Below are 17,526 nucleotides of genomic sequence, written 5' to 3' on the forward strand. Positions count from 1 at the left end.
CATGAGATGACGCAACCACCTTCCGCGCCGTCATCTCTGTACAGGAACATGCCCGTCAACCCACGCCGAACGGTCTAATCCCGCTGACCTGCAGCGAGATGCAGCGCCTCTTCAAAGCCCGCATAGCGCTGGCATCCGCACTCCGCGGGCCTCACGGAGCCATTCGCCGAGTAGCGACCGCCCTGCCCGGACAGTAGGTGGGGTGGGGGCGCGCCACAGTCGCACCAGATTCCGCGGGGCATCACTCCGCAGGACAAGGTCACCGCCGTGAAGGGACTGGAGAGCTCCGGGCGGAAGGTACTCGTGGTCGGGGGGCGGCGTGGACGATGCTCCTGCCCTCCCTGTCGTCCACACCGGCATCGCCATGGGCCGTGCCGGATCCGACCTCGTGCTGGAGACCGCCGATGCCGTGATCGTGTGCGACGAACTCTCCGCCGTCCCCACCGTGGTCAGCCTGTCCCGGCAGGCCCGGCGCCTGGTGGTGCAGAACGTGATCATCGCCTCGTTGTTCATCACCGGCCTGGTCATCTGGGACCTCGTAGGCACCCTGCCGCAGCCGCTGGGTGTCGCCGGACGTGAGGGATCCACCGTGATTGTGGGCCTCAACGGCCTGCGCCTACTGGCCGACGCCGCCTGGCGCCGCGCCCTGCCGCTTCCCTTCAGTGGCGGCGCCGAGGAAGGCACGGGCTGACAGCAGCAACAGGACGGGTACCGCGATGTCGGCGATCAGGCTCCGTGCGAGCAGCGTGCTGTCGTGGTCGGCGATGGTGGCGGTGTAGCCGATCGCCGCGATCAAAACGAACCAGCAGGCGAACCATGCCCACCGTTCCCCTCGACGGAAGGGAACGAGAACAATGACCAAGAAAAGCAGCGCGAAAGTGAGTTCGTGCAGCGCATAGCCGTATTCCAGGGTGGTGATGTAGTGCGCCGCTCCTGGTGCGGAGCCCTTCACGGTGTTGAACGAGGCGCCGGCCAGCTTCGTGAAGACCGGCGCATGATCAGTCGGCAGGCCGTGGGAGCGGTCGGAGAGTATGTCCATGATCGGCGCCATAAGCAGGAACAGCCCGATGACCGTCAACCCGATCCACGCGATGCTCCTGGCCTTCGCCAGCACTGCTGTCATGTCGCCCCCTGCTTGCCCGTTGCGCCACGGATGCCCAAGAGGCGTCCCACATTGAGCAGTTGTCATGATGGGGGCTGAGGTGCCGCCTGCACAGCCCCCAGCACTTCCGCGACTGCCTGCGCCAGCGGCGGCCGAGCGCCGCAGGGGGTGAACGCACCTGGGTTCGGCGACCACTGGCGACCCGGTCGGCTGCCTTGCGGGCCTGCTACCGCAGCCTGGCGCTGTGATGGGGCATTCCCGCGTCGGCGAGCAGCGTTGGCAGCTCGCTCATCTGGTTGAACAGGACGGTGCCGGGTCCTGCTAGTTGGTCGGCGGCTGCCACCCCTGCGGTGAAGCCGAAGGTCCGCATGTCCGCTGCCCGTGCCGCGCGGATTCCGGAGTAGCTGTCCTCGATCACCACGCATGCCTGCGGCGGGACACCCATCGCTGCGGCCGCATGAAGATGCAGATCGGGGGCGGGCTTGGGGGCGGCCACATCGTCGGCGCTGAACAGCCGGCCGGCGAAGAGCGGCAGCAGGCCCGCGTGGCTGAGTGAGCGGTGCATCTTCTCGTGACTGCCGTTGGAGGCGACGCAGTACGGTACGGTGAGCCGCTCGATCACCTCGCGTACGCCCTCGACCGCAGTGAGTTCCGCGTCGACCAGCGCCCAGTACGCCTCCTCGAACGGGGTCTGCCAGTCATCGGGCAGTGTAGTTTCCAGATGCTGCTCGATCTGTTCGCGCATGTACTGTTTGGAGTGGCCGACGAAGCGTCGTGCGACGTCCTGCGGGCTCAGCGTCCAGCCGAGCCGGGTGATCATGGCCGAGTCGACGCGTGCGGCGAGGCGTTCGCTGTCCACCAGGACGCCATCGCAGTCGAAGATGACAAGGCCGATCTCCAAACCCATGAAACTCTCTCTTTCTTGCGGCCGTTGGCAACTATTGTGGTCTTGTGGACGTGGACACTGTGGTGCTCGAGGTAGCGATCTTTTCCCCGGTGGTGTCGGACGCTGCCGCGGAGACAGCCCGGCAGGCCGTGCGCGAGATCCGCGCCGAGCTGGAGGCGCTGCCTGCCGTGCGGGGGCCCGTCAAGCGTGTTCCCGATCCTTCGGTGCCGGGACGTCAGGGCGGTGAACTGCTGGTGGCCGCCCTTGAGATCGCCGCACCCGCCCTTGACATCGCACTCCGTGTGATCGATGCACGCCGCACATCGAGGTCGTTGCCGAACGGCTCGGCTCCGCTGGAGGCCATGGTGCGGACGACCGGCCCGGATGGGACGCGCGAGGTGGTTCTCAAGGGCATGGCCGGCGATGTGACGCATGCCCTGAGGGCGTTGCAGGCGGCAGACCCGGAAGCCCCCGACTCCTCGCGTGTCTCCTGAGGATCATCCGGAGGCATCGTCCAGCGCGGCGATCTCTTCGGCGGTGCGCCGGGTGTCGGGATGCGCTGGGCCGAGGGCGTCCCGCTGGTCACCCAGCAAGGAGCGCAGTGCGGCCAGCGCGCCGCTTCGGTCTCCCTCGGCGGCCTGCCACCTTGCACGGTTGAAGCGGGTCCTGAGGGTGTCCTGGTGGACAGGACCGAGGATGTCCTCCTGAAGGGGGAGTAGTTCGTCCGCGAGGCGTAGGGCCCCGGCGTGGTCGCCGCAGGCGCCGGTCGAATCGATGATGTTGTTGACCGTCCGCATCGTGTCCGGATGAGCCGCGCCGAGTGTCCTGGTGCGACGCTCCCTCACTTCCTCGAGGATGCGGATCGCTTCGTCGTAGCGCCCTAGCACACTGGTCCACCGGCCGAGGTTGTTCTGCGTGCGCAGGGTGTCGGGGTGGCCTGGGCCCAGGATGCGGACCCGGTCCTCCAGCACGCCGGTCAAGATGCCTATCGCCTCGGCGGGGTCTCCATTGACGCCGGTCCACAGCCCGATACCGTGGCGGGTGCGGAGGGTGTCTGGGTGGTACTCGCCCAGCGTCGCCGTCTGGTCGTCGATCAGCTCGCGCAGGAGCGTCAGGGTCTCTTCGGGCCGGCCGGCTTCGCCGCTCCAGTAGGCGATGTTGTTGCGTGTGCGCAGGGTCTCCCTGTGGAGTGGGCCGAGTTGGCGTTCCTGGAGGGGCAGCAGTGCCCGGAACTCGTCCACGGCCTGCGCGGGGCGGCCGGATTCCCCGGTCCAGCGGGCCAGGCTGTTGCGGGCGGCAAGGGTTTCGGGATGGTCCTCGCCCAGGTGCTCCCGGCAGTCGCGCAGGACATCGCGTAGCCCTTGCCGCGCCTCGCGGGGGGCGCCCGCGAGGCCGATCCAGTTCCCCAGCGCGTGGCGGGCCTCGAGCGCGACCTCGCTGTGCGGTCCGGCGATCAGCACGATGCGCGATACCAGCCGATCCAGCCGGTCCCGTGCCTCGATGGCATGGCCCGACACACCGCGGAAGGAGGCCGCGTCCAGTTCCACGCGCAGGGCGAGCGGGTCGTCCCCGCCCAGTGCGTCGGTGACGTCCGGCAGCAGTCGGTCGTAGAGCTGGGTGGCCGGTTCGAACATGCCGCAGCGGCTGGTCCACGATGCCAGCTCGCGCCGCGCTCTGAGGCTGAGCAGCGAGACGGGGCCGAGTCGGTCGGCGATCATGCGCGACCACTTCGTCCAGCGGTCCCTGTTGTCGATGGCCCGCAGTGCTGGACGGCGGATCAGCACGTCGACCGCTCCGTCCAGATCCCCGGCCTCCCAGCGGTGAACGGCCTCCATGCTCTCGGCGTACGCCCGTACCGGATCGCTGTCCCTCGGCCTGTCGCGGTCCCGGTCCATGGGCGCAAGGGTAGCCAGGGCCGAGGCGATTGCCGAGTGAGTACGGGCGGGGTCGGGAAGGGGGAAGCGGTTGAGCGCGTCCCGCAGATGCTCAATGAGCGTCGAGTGGATCAGTGTGAGCTCCTCCCCGTCGGTTCCCGGGTCCATGCGCTCCACCACATCGCGCAAAGCGACCACCACGGTACGTATGGCGGGGACGGTCGCCGGCCCGTCCAGCAGGGCGCAGGCGGCCCGCAGCAAAGGCAGCGGCATGGCGACGTCGTGGCCCGCAGACGCCAGCACCCCAAGGACGGGGGCGAACCGCCCGGCCCACAGCGCCTCGTCGCCGCCGCAGGCCCGTGACAGGAGTCGGTTGTAGAGGTCTGTACGGGTAGTCGGCAGTCCTCCGTCACGGACGGAGGGACCGTCCAGCTCGTTGCAGAGCAGGGTGATGATCAGCCAGTTACCATCGGCGATCCGTACGATTTCCGGGGCATGGTCCGGGTGGAGTCCGCGCCGCTGGAGATACCGGAGGACTTGGCGGCCACTGGCGGGCGGCACCCTGATCCGTTCGAAGCCCGATGGCAGAGCCGGTGCTGGGTAGCCGAGGCGGTGGCGTGCGGACACGACCACCCGGACGTGCCCGTACAGGGTGGCGTCGTCCAACTCGGCGATGCAGTCAGGGATCTCGGAACCTGCCGCATCGGGGAGCTGGTCGAGGGCGTCGATCACGATCAGGACGTCGGAGTCGGCAGGCAGGTGCCGCAACGGGCCGGTCAGCCACCGCTCGACAGCCGGGAGACGTTTCTCCTCGTCCGGGGACAACGTCGCGAGAAAGTCCTGCTCGGCCTCCTGGAACAGGCCTCCTGACGATATGTCGAGCTGCCGGGCGATCTGCTGGGCGAAGCCGACGGGGGCGGTGTCACCGGCGATCGGAAAGAACGCCACGGCCTGCCTGGGTTGTCTGGGATCCGGATCCAGGCCGGTTCGATCCAGATCGAGGGAGTCGATCGCGGTCATCTGCAGCGTGGCGCTCTTGCCGCAGCCGCTCGGCCCCAGGACCGCCACCATCCGGTGCTTTCGCAGAGCTTCTCCGACAGGCTCGTGGCCCTCCGGGCGCTGATAGCGGCGATTGATGCGTTCCAGGCCGCGACCGCCGGTGACTTGGCGCACCACTTCCGTCAGGCGGCTGACACTGGAAGCGCGGTTGACGCTGATCCACAGGCCTTCGTCGTCGCTTCTGCTGTGATCGAAGTGATGCGCCCGCTGCCGCGTCAGCTCCGACAGCAGCGGTTTGAAGTCCGCGGGGCTCAGGCGGTAGCCAGCCGAGGGAATACCCGCCTGGACGCCCTCACCCACCACCCGGGTGAAGTCGGCGTTCCAGGCGGACCCGCGGCCGGTGGCGGTGGCGATCACAGCCCGGGGCATAGCCAAGGTCCAGGCCCGCCGCTCCGGCTCCCACAACCTGCCGGACTCACAGGTGTCGACCATCAGGATCAGGCCGTCCGTGCCAGGGAACCGTAGGTTCAGCGCGCTGATGCGCTCGCCGAGCGGATAGGCGTGCACCGGCACGGCGTCGTAGTCGGCCGGGTGGTCGGACGGGATGAAGTGGTACTCGCACCGCTCGTCGTCCGGGTATCCGTGACCGACGAAATACAGCACGAGGGTGCTTTCCGTGATGGAGGCCGTCTCGAAGGCCTGACGGATGCTTTGCTCCAGTAACTCCTTGGACGGATCGTGCAGAACCCGCAACCCGCCGATCGCCGGTACGCATTGGCCCAGGGCCGGGTCGTACAAGGCATCCGCAACGATGTCGGCGGACTCGACCATGTACGACTGGTCGGACGGATATGCGAGCCACCGTGCGCTGACGACCAACCCCATACGGCTCGACTCACTCACGCGAAACCCCCGGCGTCGATGGCGCGATGTGCCGCGACAATAACGGTACTGTTCAGCCATCGCATTGCACCGTGTGGCGCTGTGGTTCGAACGAGATGACAGATCGCCACCTGTGGCCTGTCGCAGCAAGTCACAGAAGCCAAGGGACAGCCTCAGCTTGGTGTTTGACCTCGGCCGTACACCCTGACCTGCTGATCTTGGTTCGTTCACGGGACAGCAGGACGGCCGTTCTTCACGCTTCGAGGTGTCGACCATCCTCGTGTGAAGGAACGGCCGCTGGTGAGAGCCTCGCCCCTGAACAGCCCGCTGACGCCGCGCTGGGCATCCTGTTCCACTTTCGTGTCCACTTCTACGAACGCCTCTACGCCCACGCGGATGCGCTCTTCGAGCTCACCGACGCGGTCCTGTGCGCGGACGGGCCAGTCGCCTCGCTGGTCGAGCTGACACCGACGGCCGAGCACCGGCGCGGGCACGGGGCGATGTATGACGCGGTCAATTACGGCTGGCTGGAGCCGCCCGCGCCCCGCGCCTGGGCCCGGCCCTGACGTGGGGCTCGCTCGCCGGCGGACCCGTCGAGAACTGAGCCGCGGAGTGGAGCCTCGGCGGCCTGCGGCCAGTACCCGGCACCGGCGGTTGCCGCCGTAGAGACTGCAGGAGGTACGCGCCGGCTTGCCACGCATGTGCACCGGTCTGGGAACTGGCGACAGCGGGCCGCTTTGACGGTGCGGCGGCGACCTGGTGGCGCCGCGGCGTGCCCCTGACGCCCATCCAGTTCGCTTTCGCGGCTTGACGAAACACAGGCGCTTCAGAAGCTCGTGGAACGCGGGTTGGCGCCGACACCCTCCGAGCTATCACGAGGCTCTGCTGCATGCGCGGCACCCGCCACAGTCGCACGATCGAGACTCCCGTTCGAGGAGTGCCCCTCAAGGTTGCAACGACATCAGCCACTGGGGAAGGACGCCCACCACCGATGTCAATTGCACACACCAACTCTGCCGCCACCAAAGGAAGTTGTGTCTGTCGCGACCATGTCCGCGTCAACAATACGTGCTCTAGAGTCTGCGCGCACGGACCGAGTGGGCTGCCCGGTATCGCAGGGCGGCAAGGCAGGAGGTAACCCGTGATCCGAAAGAAGATCGGCATGCTGCTCGTCGCAGCAGCCATTGCACTCAGCATTCCCCTGACCGGAACCACCCCGGCCTACGCGTCGGTGGGTTGCTACGCATCCACCTGCAACGGCAAGGACCCGCAAGGCATGGGCTGTTACGCCGACGCCTACACCGGCTCTCAGGTGACGGCGGCGGACGGCCGTGTCCTACAGCTTCGCTACAGCCCTGCTTGCGGCGCCGCATGGGGCCGCCTGCTGAGCTCCTACGTCGGTGACTACGTGTCGGTGCAGAGCACCACAGGCACCATTTACAGCGCGTACGTCAGTGGCACGAGTACGTGGACCCCGATGGTCGACGACCACGGAACGCTGACTGCGCGCGCGTACCATGCCACCCTGTGCGACTGTCCCGACGCTTGGACGGGCTGGTTCTGAGCCCAGGGCGCATCTCGCGCTGCACCGCGCGTGCATCCTCCTGGCCACCACTGGAAGGCGGTGGCCGCGGAAGGCCCTGTCCTGTTCCCGGACAGGGCCTCAACGCTGTGACCGTCGTGGAAGAGCCCCCGTGCAGTCATCGCACGCCTCTCCGGGAGTGCGGGCCTTCGGTGTCCTTGCTGTTCTTCGTCAACCTCAAGTTGAGCCAGAGGCCCTGCTTTCATGTGCAGCCCGCGGCGAGGTTGAGACTCGCGGGCGTCGGCCGGGGGTCATGCCGGGTCGGTGCCGAGGGAGGTTTCGTGTCCTGGCCGTTCCAGCCTTCTTTGGTGCGTCGCAGCACGTGGATGCCGAAGATGTCGCGGTGGGTGTCGGCTGCCCAGTCCTTGGTGGGTGGTTGGCACAGGAGCAGGTGGAGGCGGTCTGCGGGGGTGGGGAGGGTGTGGTTGATTTCCAGGAGGCGGACGGCTCCCGAGCGCAGGTCTGCGTAGGCGTAGCGGCTGGCGCCGAGAACCTCGTGGAGGAAGTGGCCGTCCTTGGTGGCGCAACTGACGTCGGGTAGTGGGGTGTTGGATGGCGGCAAGTCCGCTCGCAGGAGCGCAGCCGTCAGTTCCAGGCGCACCGCCTCGTGGGTCTTGCAGGTATGGTCGGCCGCCGCCGCCGAAGTCGTCAGGGTCCGTGGGCGGTGCGGAGCACCGCGGTACAAGATCCATTGCCGCGTGTGTCCCATCGCAGAGGGCACCTCAGTGTGCCGGTGCCTGACTTGGCCTCGTCGTATCGACGAGGCCGAACTCGTCTCTGCGCTGACGACATGACGGCCGCGGCAGCCTAGCGTCGTCCGTCATGGATTACGCAATTCGCTGTGCGGGTCTGACCAAGCGGTACGGGTCAAGGCTTGCGGTGCACGGTCTGAATCTGACGGTGGAGCCCGGCCAGGTATTCGGGTTTCTGGGGCCCAACGGATCTGGCAAGACCACGACTATGCGGATGCTGCTGGGCCTGGTGCGTCCGACGTCCGGGCGAGCATGGATCCACGGCCGGCCGCTGCCCGACCCTGTCGGCCTGGCCGAGATCGGGGCCATGATCGAGGAGCCGGGCTTTCACCCCTGGGCGACGGGCCGGCAAAACCTGGAACTTTTGGCGCTGAGCGGCCCACCGCTCAGGCAACGAGATGCTGTTCTGGTCGCCCTCGACCGGGTCGGCCTAGCGTCCGACGCCAGTCGCCGGGTGCGGGCGTATTCACAGGGCATGCGGCAGCGGCTCGGTCTCGCCGCTGCACTCCTGCGGCAGCCGTCACTGCTTATCCTGGACGAACCCACCAACGGTCTGGACCCGGTCGGCATCCAGGAGATGCGGACCTTGCTGGGCGAACTCGCGGACGCCGGGACCACCGTTTTCCTCTCCAGCCACCTACTGTCGGAGATCGAGCAGGTCTGTGACCGGGTCGCCGTGCTGCACGCTGGACAACTGGTAGAGGAGGGCTCGGTGGCCGACCTCGCCGCCCAACACGCCGTGGTCCGGGTCACCCTGAGCCCCGACGAGCTACCGCACGCCCAAGAGGTCCTGACGGGGTGGCAGACGCACGTGAGCGGTCCGGACGCGCTTTTGGTCGAGCAGGCCGACCCACGGACGGTGAACGAAGCCCTGGGCCGATCAGGCCTGTGGGCACGCGAGATACGCCGCGAGCGCGCCACGCTCGAGAGCCGCTTCCTGCACCTGACCTCCGAGTGCCGGTCACCGAAGGAATTTGATGATGCGCCTGCTGCACGCTGAACTTTGCAAGCTCCATCGCCCCCTGCTGTGGTGCTGCGCACTCGGTTTCGTCGTGTTCATCCTGTTCCTCGCCGTCGGCGGCGCGAGCAACGCCGAAGAGTACGTCCGGCCCGCCGCGATCCCCAGTTGCGCGGCGATGCGTCTGCCGGCAGACGTCTCCTGTGCAGAGGCTCAGCGAACCGAACGGCTGCGGGACCGGCAGGCGCAGCCGGCGAGGCTCGCCAGTGCGCGGCACGCCGCCGAGCGGCTCAGCCCGTCCGGTGCGGGCGCCGAGGCCGCCGGCCTGATGGCCTCGCTGCCCGGAGTGCTGGTGGTCTCGCTGCTGGTCGGCGGCCATGTGGGCGCAGAGTGGTCGGGGCATACTCTCAAGTCCCTGCTCACCCAGTGCGGTCACCGCGGACAGGTGCTCGCAGCCAAGTGGGCGAGCGTCTGGCTGGCCTCCGTCGCGGTGATGGCCGCGGGCTGGGTGGTCTTGGCCGTTGCCGGGCCGATCGCGGCGCACGCCTATGGCCTTCCCACAGCGCACGCCTCCCTGACCCACTCGATCGGGCAGTTCTGCCGCGCAGGGCTGGTGCTGGCCGTGATCACCTCAGTGGGCTTGCTGGCGTCGGTGCTCACCCGCAGCGCGGTCGGCGCTCTAGGCACGTGTGCGGGAGTGTTCCTGGGGCTGCTGGCCACTGCCTCGCTGCCGGGGCTGGGCCGATGGACACCTGCGACGTGGGTGCAGAACTGGATGGGCTTTGGTGCCGGCCAGCAGTCGATCACCACGGTTCCGGACAACTTCTGGTCGCGGTTCTTCGATACTTCGGGGAGCACGCCGACCCACCTGGTGATCGATGTGGAAGGCGCTGCGCTGGCCGGGCTGGCAGCCGCGTGCATGGTGAGCGCCGTAGTCGTCTTCCGCCGCAGTGACATCCTCGGATGACCGCTATGGGCCCGGGTGTGCGCACGTACGCTGGCAGCATGCGGATGTCGCCGAGGAGGGCCGACCACTTGGTCACGGCTGTTCTGGTGCTGTGGTCGCTGCCCGACGTGCCCTGGTGGTGGCGGCCTCCGGGGCACTCCGCGGACACGTTGGTGGTCGTCGGCTACCTGCTGCTGGCCCTGGCCCAGTCGGTGCCGTTCCTGTGGCGGCGTCGGATTCCCTTGACGCTGTGGGGGATCACCATCGGCGCCTATCTGCTGCGCGGAGCGCTGCATCAGCATCAGGTCGCCGCGGGTGCGGCGGTACTGGTTGCGGCGTACGGGGTTGGCGCCCACGGTGCGCACCGGCGCATTGCGCAGACGCTGGGCGCGCTGTCGCTTGCGGCGGCGGCGGGCATCGGGCTGTTTGACAACGATCACCGGATGAACGGGGCCTTTTGGGGGCTCTTGGGGGCGGCATTCCTGATCGGTGACGCGGCAACCGCCCGGCGGCACGAGGCGGCATCCGCCGCCGAAGCCGCGCATCTGGCCGAGCGCGCCCGCATCGCACGCGAACTGCACGACGTGCTGGTTCACCAGCTTTCCGCCATCACCGTGCAGGCCGCGGCCGCCCGCATTACCCCATCGGCGGACCAGGGCGCGGCACTGTCCGCAGTGGAACAGCTCGGACGGGAGGCTCTGACCGAACTCGGCCACCTACTCGGCACCCTGCGCCGGGATGACTCTCACGCACCCGATCGCCGCCCCGCTCCATCGCTCGCCGAGCTGGAAGAACTCGTTGCCGGGGCACGCGCCCGCGGGACGCCAGTCGAATTCACGATCGGCGGATCCATCCCGCGGCCATTGACCCCCGGACTGGAGCTCTCGATCTACCGCATCGTCCAGGAGGCGCTGAGTAACGCGGCCCGCCACGCACCCGGCGCCCCGGTGCGGATCGCGCTCGGATACCAAACCGGCCAGCTGGAACTCTCCGTCGTCAACGAGCCGCCACGGACCAAGGCCCCCGCGAACCCGAACGGCGGCCGCGGTTTGCTCGGTATCCGCGAGCGGGTGGACCTCTACGGTGGATACGTGGGCGCCGGTCCCACGCCGGACGGCGGCTTCGCGGTGACTGCCGCCCTCCCCAATCCCGATCAGGCCGCAGCGAGGTACACCGATGACGGTCAGCATCCTGCTCGCCGATGACCAGGCGATGATCCGCACCGCGCTCGCCTCCCTGCTCGAGGCCCAACCCGAATTCTCCGTGGCCGGCCAGGCAGCGGACGGCAAAGAGGCCGTGGCACTGGCCCGGGAGCTGAGACCGCAGGTCGTCCTCATGGACATCCGGATGCCCCGCATGGACGGCTTGGAGGCGACCAGGCATATCCTCAGCGAGCCGACCAACGCCCGCGTCGTCATGCTCACCACCTACGACCTGGACGAGTATGTGTACGACGCACTCCGGGCCGGGGCCAGCGGCTTCCTCCTCAAACACGCGCCCCCGGAGGAACTGATCATGGGGGTGCGCGCGGCAGCGGACGGCGGGGCCCTTGTGTCACCGATAATCACCAAACGCCTGCTCAGAGCGTTTGCCAACCCTCCGCAACGGCCTGTCCCACAGCCCGCCGTGCTCGACCGGCTGACCGCGCGCGAGCGCGAGGTCTTCGGGCTGCTTGTCCGTGGCCGCACCAACGCGGAGATCGCCCGCACCCTGTTCATCGCCGAGACCACGGTCAAAACGCACGTCAACCACGCCCTCGACAAACTCGCCCTGCGCGATCGCGTTCACGCTGTCCTGTTCGCATACCAGCACGGCCTCCTAGAGGTGCCGTACTGATCGATTCAGCATGACTTGTAGCGGTAGCGGTAGCGGATGCCGAGTGGGCCTCTGTTGCGTTCGTAGACCAACGGGTCGGGCTTGAGCCCGGCGTGTCGGCGGCCCTGGCTATCGTCCATGTCATGGCTTCAAGCGATCAGCTGCTCGATGACGCTGCAGGGGTGTGTGTGGGTAAGTCACTCGACGCCTCCGGCCCGTCCTCTCACAGAATCTTCGCGCGGCTGGGCTGCTTTCCGAGCGTTCGCTAACCGACAGCGCCATCGCTCTTCCCTGCCTTCCTCCGCCAGTAGGCCAGGTTGGTACAGGTGGCGAGTGTCGGGGGAGCCGGGCCGAGGACCCGCACCCGGGCACCCGTGCACCTCGCAGGCTTACGCAGCGGCGAATCACCGGTGTCAATGCTGGTTATCGTCGGGACGAAACGAGATCCACTCCGACCGATCAACTCGCCTGATGCGCGGGCGTTCGGACGGCCCGCGGACAAGAGCATGCCTCCGGGGGGCGCTCAGGCTCCGAGATGGACGGGGCGCCGTTTGCGAGTGCTGGCCGAGTGTGGCTGCTCGGGTGAGTGGTGGGTCTTGTAAGGGCGGGGGTACGGGTGGCCCTGGCGCCCAGGTCATACGAGCTCTAGCAGCAGCCCAGGTCACTCACACATCTCCACTGTGGCGAACCGCCGTTGACCGTGATTGACCGCACGATGTGGCACGACTGCGGGACGTTTCGAGCGACCGAGCGTTTAGAAGGCGCACAGCTTGTTCGCCCGCAGTTGGTCGCTGACCTGAGCAGTCGTACGGCCTGGTGGAGCCTTGCATGTCACCTTCGACACGTCTTCGACACGATGTCTGTCGGGGGGTCTGCGGACGGCCCTCAGGAGCAGGTCTGCTGATCAGCCGTGCGGCCGACTAGCAGGACACCAGAAGCCCACGGCTCTGACCAGCTCAGATGCCGTGGGCTTCTGTCATTGCTGGTCGGTCTCGGCTGACCTGGGACGACTCGCAGTCGGCCCGGACTGCGCGCCCTCCCGTGTTGCTCGCTGTCCGGGGCGTGTGCAGTTTCTCTATCTCCTGTGCAGCGTCATCGGCGCATTCCGACGGGTGTGGGGGCTTCGGGCGCCGTGCCCACAGGTTTGTTCGCGTTGTCGGGCGCGTCAGTACAGATCATGCCGGCCCTTGGGAGGCGCCCGTCGAGCAGGTAGTGGTTGACGGCGTTGTCGATGCAGGCGCTCCCTCGTCCGTAGGCGGTGTGACCATCACCATCCCAGGTGAGTAGCCGGCCGGACTGGAGTTGGCGGGCGAGTGCTTGTGCCTCGTTGTACGGGGTTGCGGGGTCGCGCGTGGTGCCCACAACCAGAATGGGTGCGGCACCGGGCGCGGTGATGGGATGCGCGGTCTGTTGGGACGGGACGGGCCATGAGGTGCACGACGTGAGAGACGAGACCCAGGATTTCCCGAACTGAGGCGCCACCCGGACGAATTCGGCAAGAGCTGCCTTTGCCTGGCCGGCGGTGTAGCGGGGACCGAGGGTGGAGCTCAGGCAGTCGACCGCTGTCAGCGACTGGTCCCCCGGGTTGCCGGGAAGTGCACTGACGAGGACTTTCAGCAGCGTGGTGGTGTGACCGGCCAGCACCTCCCGGAGCATTTGGCGGAGCGCCGGCCAGCTGGGAGCCCTGAGCAGGATGCCGGTCATTTGGAGCACTGTTTCCCCGTCGATGGTGATGACCTTGCCTTGCTGCAGGGGGGAGCGATCCAACCAGGCGACCAGGGAGTCAAGGGTGCGGCTGGCCTCCTTGACGGAGTGCCCCACCGGGCAGTCGTCACGGGCGGCGCAGTCGGCCGCGAACGCCTCCCAGGCGACCTGATAGCCCCGCGCCTCGTTCAGGCTCTGACTGGCGGCGTCGAGGGAGGGGTCGACCGCTCCGTCGAGCACCATGCGGCCCACGCGGGAGGGGAACAGTTCGGCGTAGCTCGCGCCGAGATAGGTGCCGTAGGACCAGCCGATGTAGTGCAGCTGTTCGTCACCGAGGAGGGTGCGCATCAGGTCCATGTCCCGAGCCGCCTCCAGGGTGCCGACATGGGGCAACAGCCGCCCGGCGTGACGGGCGCATGCCGCGCCGACCTCCGCCCACGCCGCGGCTTGTGCCTGGATTTCCTGGTCCGTCGACGTGGTACTCGCGCCCGAGTCCGTGGCGGCCGTGGACGTGTCGGTGCCGCAGTCGACCAGGGTGCTGTGGCCGACACCGCGGGGGTCGAGGGCGACCAGGTCGTAGGTCGCGTTCAGGGAGGCGTACGCATCGGGGGCGGCGGTGAGGCCATCGATGGCCGATGCACCGGGGCCGCCGAAGTTGAACAGGAGCGAACCGATCCTCGTGGCGCCGGTCCCGGTGGCCTTCTTGCGGGCGGCTGCGAGGTTGATGTCGCCCGCGTCCGGGTGGGCGTAGTCCAGCGGTGCTTTCACGGTCGTGCACTGGAACGCGGGAGCACCGGGGCAGGTCTTCCAGTGCAGTTCCTGCCCGTAGTAGCGCTGCAGCCCCGGCGGCACCGGGGATGCGGAAGCCGTGCCGACCGCTCCCTGGGGAGCGTGGCCCGGGCTCAGCCGCGCGCTTGTCTGTTCCGGACCGATGGTCGCACAGGCGGTGAGCAGCAAACCGCACGTGGTCAGCACCGCGACGGTGCCGTGCAGAGCGCGTGCCGGTATTCGGCCGGATTGCCGGACAGGGTTCATCGCCACGTCCTTCTGTTTACGCCGATTGCATCCAGGGCGTCGGACGACGGGGTCGGGTGATCTCGGATCTGGTTCCGGGCGCCCCGTCGAGTACGACCCTGGTCCCTCTCGGAGCGAAATGAACGCGCTCCGTGATTGCACTATTGCTTTCTGTGTCGGAAGGGGCAGATACTGAAGGGCGAACGGGCGACGAAGGCGTGGTCTAAGAGCCTGTCGGGTGGCTGATCATGCGCGAAGCGTGACGGCCGCGATCTGCCCTCTGGGCATGGCGACGGCCCCGGAATGATCACGTGGTGTGTGCCAGTGCGACAACTCCGAGGCCGTCAGCGGCCCATGCTATCCGTCCAGCCTGACCGATGAGATGTGGGAGATCATCCAGCCGCTCCTTCCCATGCGTGACCTGCGGAAAGGCGGCGGGGTGCGCAAGTACCCGGATCGGCTGGTGCTCGACTCAATCTTCTACGTGCTGCGCTCGGGCTGCCAGTGGCGGATGCTCCCGCGCGACCTGATGCCCTGGGACGCGGCCCACCGCTGGTTCACCAAGTGGCGCCGGGACGGCACCTGGGACCGCGTCCACGACGAGCTGCGCCGTCAGGTCCGGATCGGGGCCGGACGCGATCCCGAGCCGTCAGCCGCCGTGATCGACGCCCAGTCGGTCAAAACCAGCGAGGGCGGCGAGGCGCGTGGATTCGACGCGGGCAAACGAACGACGGGGCGGAAGAGACATCTGATCGTCGACACGATGGGCCTGCTGCTGGTCGTCACCGTCACCTCCGCGTCCGTGCAGGACCGCGCAGGAGGCCGCACCGTCCTGGCCCGGCTCGCCGCCGGCTTCCGCACAGTCAGTCTGGTGTGGGCCGACGGCGGATACGCCAACTCTGTTGATTCCACGCTGCTTTCATGGGCTCGCAACGCGCTGGACATCGTCGTCCAGATCGTGAAGCGGACCGACGACGTCAAGGGTTTCAAGGTCCTGCCCCGCCGCTGGGTGGTGGAGCGAAGTTTCGGCTGGCTGGTCCGCAACCGCCGACTGGCCCGCGATTACGAACGGCTGACCGCGACCTCCGAGGCCATGATCAAGGTGGCGATGATCCGCCTGATGCTCGTCCGGCTCGCCGGGCAGCCAACGCGGTGGAGCCACGAATCCCACCGCAAGACCGCCCGAACCAAGACCGTCGAAGACCTCATCGCAGCGTAATCAACCAGCCACCCGACAGGCTCTAAGCGGCTTGCCTGAAGTTCTGCGCGTAACTCTTCGGCAGCCAGGGCGAGGCCCAGGGTGCGGCGGTGGTCAGCATCTGGGTGGGTGAGCGCTGCCGGAAGAAGGCGTGGACCTGGCGCAGGCGGCCCGGCCAGGTGACGGCGGTGTTGGCACTGTGGGCCTTCAGCGCGGCCCAGATGCGCTCGACCGGGTTGTCGTGCGGGCTGTAGCGGGCGCCGAACAGCAGGCGCAGGCGGGGCTGGTCGGCCAGGTAGGCGGTCACCGCCTTCGCGTGATGAATGCTGTCGTTGTCGCAGACCACCGCGACGACCGGGGCGGCGGGGTAGGCGGCCAGCAGTAGCTGGAGGAAGGCGACGAAGGCGGCGGCATTGCGGCGGCCCAGGGTGTAGACCCAGGCGCCGGTGGCCACTTCCAGGGCCCCGAAGACGGTGGCCTGCCGGTTCTTGCCTGGGGTGGCCACCTGCTGCCGCGTCCCGCGCAGGATCCAGCTCGCCCGCACGTGCGGCAGTAGGTGCAGGTGGGTCTCGTCCTCGGCCCAGACCACCGACCCGTGGGGCAGGGCGGCGAGTTGGCGGCGCAGGGCGGCGAGGGTGCGCCTGCGCTCGGGGTCACCCCTGGCCACCAGGCGGGGCCGCCGCCAGGCCGCCTGTTCGCGAGTGTGCCGGTACACGGTGCGCAGGCTCATCTTCGGCCGGCCCAGGCGGCGCCAGATCCGGCGGATGGTCCACGGCCCGGGGCGGGTCAGCAGGCGGCGGATGCGCTCGCCCAGCCTCGGCCCGCCGAGCCGGGGCCGCCCCGCGCGGGGGCGATCGGCCAGGCCCGCCAGGCCGGCGGTGTTGTAGCGATGGATCCAGCGGCGCACCGTGGCCGGGTGGTAGCCGAGCAGCTCGCCGATCTCTCCTGCGGTCATGCCGGCCGCGGACAGCAGCACGATCACCGCGCGGGAGGCCTCTCGCCACCGGTGATGCAGCAGGTGATACAGGTGCTGGTACGCCGGACCGGGGCGGTTGGCGAACACGGATGCCGGACGCATACTGGCCTTGACCTCGCCGGTTTTGTCGTAGTTTGGTCAACCTCGATACAACACCCGGCGAGGTCTTCTCGTCATCGAGGCCATCGCGCCAGGCCGCCGCTGCCGCTCCAGATTCCGCGCAGAACTTCAGGTCATCCGCTTAGTCGAGCCGGTCTCGACCGTGCGGTGCCGGCGGAGTATCGGTGGATCGAGCTCTCCGACGGTCGGGTCACCGTCTACGGCGTGTGTCCGCCAGATCCGTTTCAACGTTGCCGTATCGAGCACCGGCTGGCCTGCTCGGCACAACGGCTACCGGATCTTTGGCCGTGGTTGACGATGCTGCGAGCGGAGAACGGGCGGCGAGCGGAGCGGCAGTTGCAGGCTGACCCGGAGCCGCCAGAGCTTCCGGAGGAATGGCCAGATGCGGGGTAACGGTCACTTGGGGTTGACATGCAGCTGGCGGGAATCGACTTCCAGGTGCCCACCAGTAACCGAGGGCTGGATGCTGATTGCGGCTCGCTGTTTCGCGGCTGGCTTGTCGGTGCTGCCGGTGCCTCCGCAGGCACGCAGGCGTAGCAGCGCGGCGGCGATCAGGTCGTTGCGGGTGTCAGGCATCTTGTTCCCCCGGGAGATCGTGCGCCCCTTGCGACTTGGCCAGGGCCCGCCGTCAAGGTGAGAGGGGTGGTGCTGTGTCTGGCACGTGTGTGACTGGTGAAGAGGATGTGAGGTTGTCTCGACCCCTGAAAGTCACCTGATC

Annotated in this window: 15 protein-coding genes and 2 pseudogenes; 10 read left to right on the forward strand and 7 right to left on the reverse strand. The window is 68.1% G+C overall.

From position 1 onward, the window contains the following. Positions 1-237: 237 nt before the first annotated feature. Positions 238-691 (forward strand): annotated as a pseudogene (locus ACQEXA_RS53485) (heavy metal translocating P-type ATPase); the annotation flags it as partial. Here ACQEXA_RS53485 and ACQEXA_RS53490 read toward each other — a convergent pair. Then, on the reverse strand, positions 617-1,114 hold the full coding sequence (locus ACQEXA_RS53490) for a hypothetical protein (RefSeq protein ID WP_432921719.1): 498 nt from the start codon (positions 1,112-1,114) through the stop codon (positions 617-619). The pseudogene ACQEXA_RS53485 and the gene ACQEXA_RS53490 sit on opposite strands and share 75 nt — an antisense overlap. Positions 1,115-1,328: 214 nt before the next feature. Continuing rightward, the gene (locus ACQEXA_RS53495; RefSeq protein WP_432921716.1) at positions 1,329-2,009 is read right to left on the reverse strand and encodes an HAD family hydrolase; all 681 of its coding nucleotides are present in this window, start codon (positions 2,007-2,009) and stop codon (positions 1,329-1,331) included. Between the two features lie 44 nt (positions 2,010-2,053). Between ACQEXA_RS53495 and ACQEXA_RS53500 the strand changes: the two genes are divergently transcribed. Beyond that, positions 2,054-2,482 (forward strand): hypothetical protein, encoded by a 429-nt coding sequence (locus ACQEXA_RS53500; protein ID WP_432921713.1) that lies wholly within the window; start codon positions 2,054-2,056, stop codon positions 2,480-2,482. A gap of 3 nt (positions 2,483-2,485) precedes the next feature. Here the strand turns inward: ACQEXA_RS53500 and ACQEXA_RS53505 are convergent, their stop codons facing one another. Further along, entirely contained in the window at positions 2,486-5,824 is a 3,339-nt protein-coding gene (locus ACQEXA_RS53505; RefSeq protein WP_433133712.1) for a tetratricopeptide repeat protein, read from the reverse strand. 257 nt (positions 5,825-6,081) lie between these two features. On the opposite strand from ACQEXA_RS53505, the pseudogene ACQEXA_RS53510 reads away from it, so the two are divergent. Together ACQEXA_RS53510 and ACQEXA_RS53515 are read left to right on the forward strand one after the other, a co-directional pair. Then, positions 6,082-6,291 (forward strand): annotated as a pseudogene (locus ACQEXA_RS53510) (NF041680 family putative transposase); the annotation flags it as partial. Between the two features lie 593 nt (positions 6,292-6,884). Further along, complete coding sequence (locus tag ACQEXA_RS53515; RefSeq protein ID WP_432921707.1) at positions 6,885-7,307, forward strand: DUF2690 domain-containing protein; 423 nt, start codon at positions 6,885-6,887, stop codon at positions 7,305-7,307. A 220-nt stretch (positions 7,308-7,527) separates the two neighbouring features. Here ACQEXA_RS53515 and ACQEXA_RS53520 read toward each other — a convergent pair whose 3' ends face one another. Further along, on the reverse strand, positions 7,528-8,034 hold the full coding sequence (locus tag ACQEXA_RS53520) for a hypothetical protein (protein ID WP_432921704.1): 507 nt from the start codon (positions 8,032-8,034) through the stop codon (positions 7,528-7,530). 113 nt (positions 8,035-8,147) lie between these two features. Between ACQEXA_RS53520 and ACQEXA_RS53525 the strand changes: the two genes are divergently transcribed. The 4 genes from ACQEXA_RS53525 to ACQEXA_RS53540 are packed head-to-tail and all read left to right on the forward strand — an operon-like array spanning position 8,148 to position 11,817. Next, positions 8,148-9,077 carry an ABC transporter ATP-binding protein gene (locus ACQEXA_RS53525; RefSeq protein ID WP_432921701.1) on the forward strand — a complete coding sequence of 310 codons (930 nt, stop codon included), beginning with the start codon at positions 8,148-8,150 and terminating at the stop codon, positions 9,075-9,077. Further along, positions 9,055-10,002 carry an ABC transporter permease gene (locus tag ACQEXA_RS53530; protein WP_432921698.1) on the forward strand — a complete coding sequence of 316 codons (948 nt, stop codon included), beginning with the start codon at positions 9,055-9,057 and terminating at the stop codon, positions 10,000-10,002. Before ACQEXA_RS53525 ends, ACQEXA_RS53530 begins: the two co-directional genes overlap by 23 nt. Before the next feature lie 44 nt (positions 10,003-10,046). Next, positions 10,047-11,186 (forward strand): sensor histidine kinase, encoded by a 1,140-nt coding sequence (locus ACQEXA_RS53535; RefSeq protein WP_433134804.1) that lies wholly within the window; start codon positions 10,047-10,049, stop codon positions 11,184-11,186. Beyond that, positions 11,158-11,817: a response regulator gene (locus ACQEXA_RS53540; RefSeq protein ID WP_432921692.1), complete on the forward strand. Its 660-nt coding sequence runs from the start codon at positions 11,158-11,160 to the stop codon at positions 11,815-11,817. The genes ACQEXA_RS53535 and ACQEXA_RS53540 overlap by 29 nt, the downstream gene beginning before the upstream one ends. 1,071 nt (positions 11,818-12,888) lie before the next feature. On the opposite strand, the gene ACQEXA_RS53545 is transcribed toward ACQEXA_RS53540, so the two are convergent. Next, on the reverse strand, positions 12,889-14,535 hold the full coding sequence (locus ACQEXA_RS53545) for an alpha/beta hydrolase (RefSeq protein ID WP_433133714.1): 1,647 nt from the start codon (positions 14,533-14,535) through the stop codon (positions 12,889-12,891). A gap of 295 nt (positions 14,536-14,830) precedes the next feature. Here ACQEXA_RS53545 and ACQEXA_RS53550 point away from each other — a divergent pair, with 295 nt between their 5' ends. Further along, on the forward strand, positions 14,831-15,733 hold the full coding sequence (locus ACQEXA_RS53550; RefSeq protein WP_433128283.1) for an IS5 family transposase: 903 nt from the start codon (positions 14,831-14,833) through the stop codon (positions 15,731-15,733). A 22-nt stretch (positions 15,734-15,755) separates the two neighbouring features. Here the strand turns inward: ACQEXA_RS53550 and ACQEXA_RS53555 are convergent, their stop codons facing one another. Continuing rightward, the gene (locus tag ACQEXA_RS53555; protein WP_433133716.1) at positions 15,756-16,790 is read right to left on the reverse strand and encodes an IS630 family transposase; all 1,035 of its coding nucleotides are present in this window, start codon (positions 16,788-16,790) and stop codon (positions 15,756-15,758) included. Between ACQEXA_RS53555 and ACQEXA_RS53560 the strand changes: the two genes are divergently transcribed. Further along, complete coding sequence (locus tag ACQEXA_RS53560) at positions 16,722-17,201, forward strand: DUF6083 domain-containing protein (protein WP_432921684.1); 480 nt, start codon at positions 16,722-16,724, stop codon at positions 17,199-17,201. The genes ACQEXA_RS53555 and ACQEXA_RS53560 overlap by 69 nt on opposite strands. A 3-nt stretch (positions 17,202-17,204) precedes the next feature. Here the strand turns inward: ACQEXA_RS53560 and ACQEXA_RS53565 are convergent, their stop codons facing one another. After that, entirely contained in the window at positions 17,205-17,384 is a 180-nt protein-coding gene (locus ACQEXA_RS53565) for a hypothetical protein (protein WP_432921681.1), read from the reverse strand. Between the last annotated feature and the right edge of the window lie 142 nt (positions 17,385-17,526).

The sequence above is a fragment of the Streptomyces sp. CA-106110 genome (assembly GCF_050936285.1).
In the GTDB taxonomy this organism is placed as follows: Bacteria; Actinomycetota; Actinomycetes; order Streptomycetales; family Streptomycetaceae; genus Streptomyces.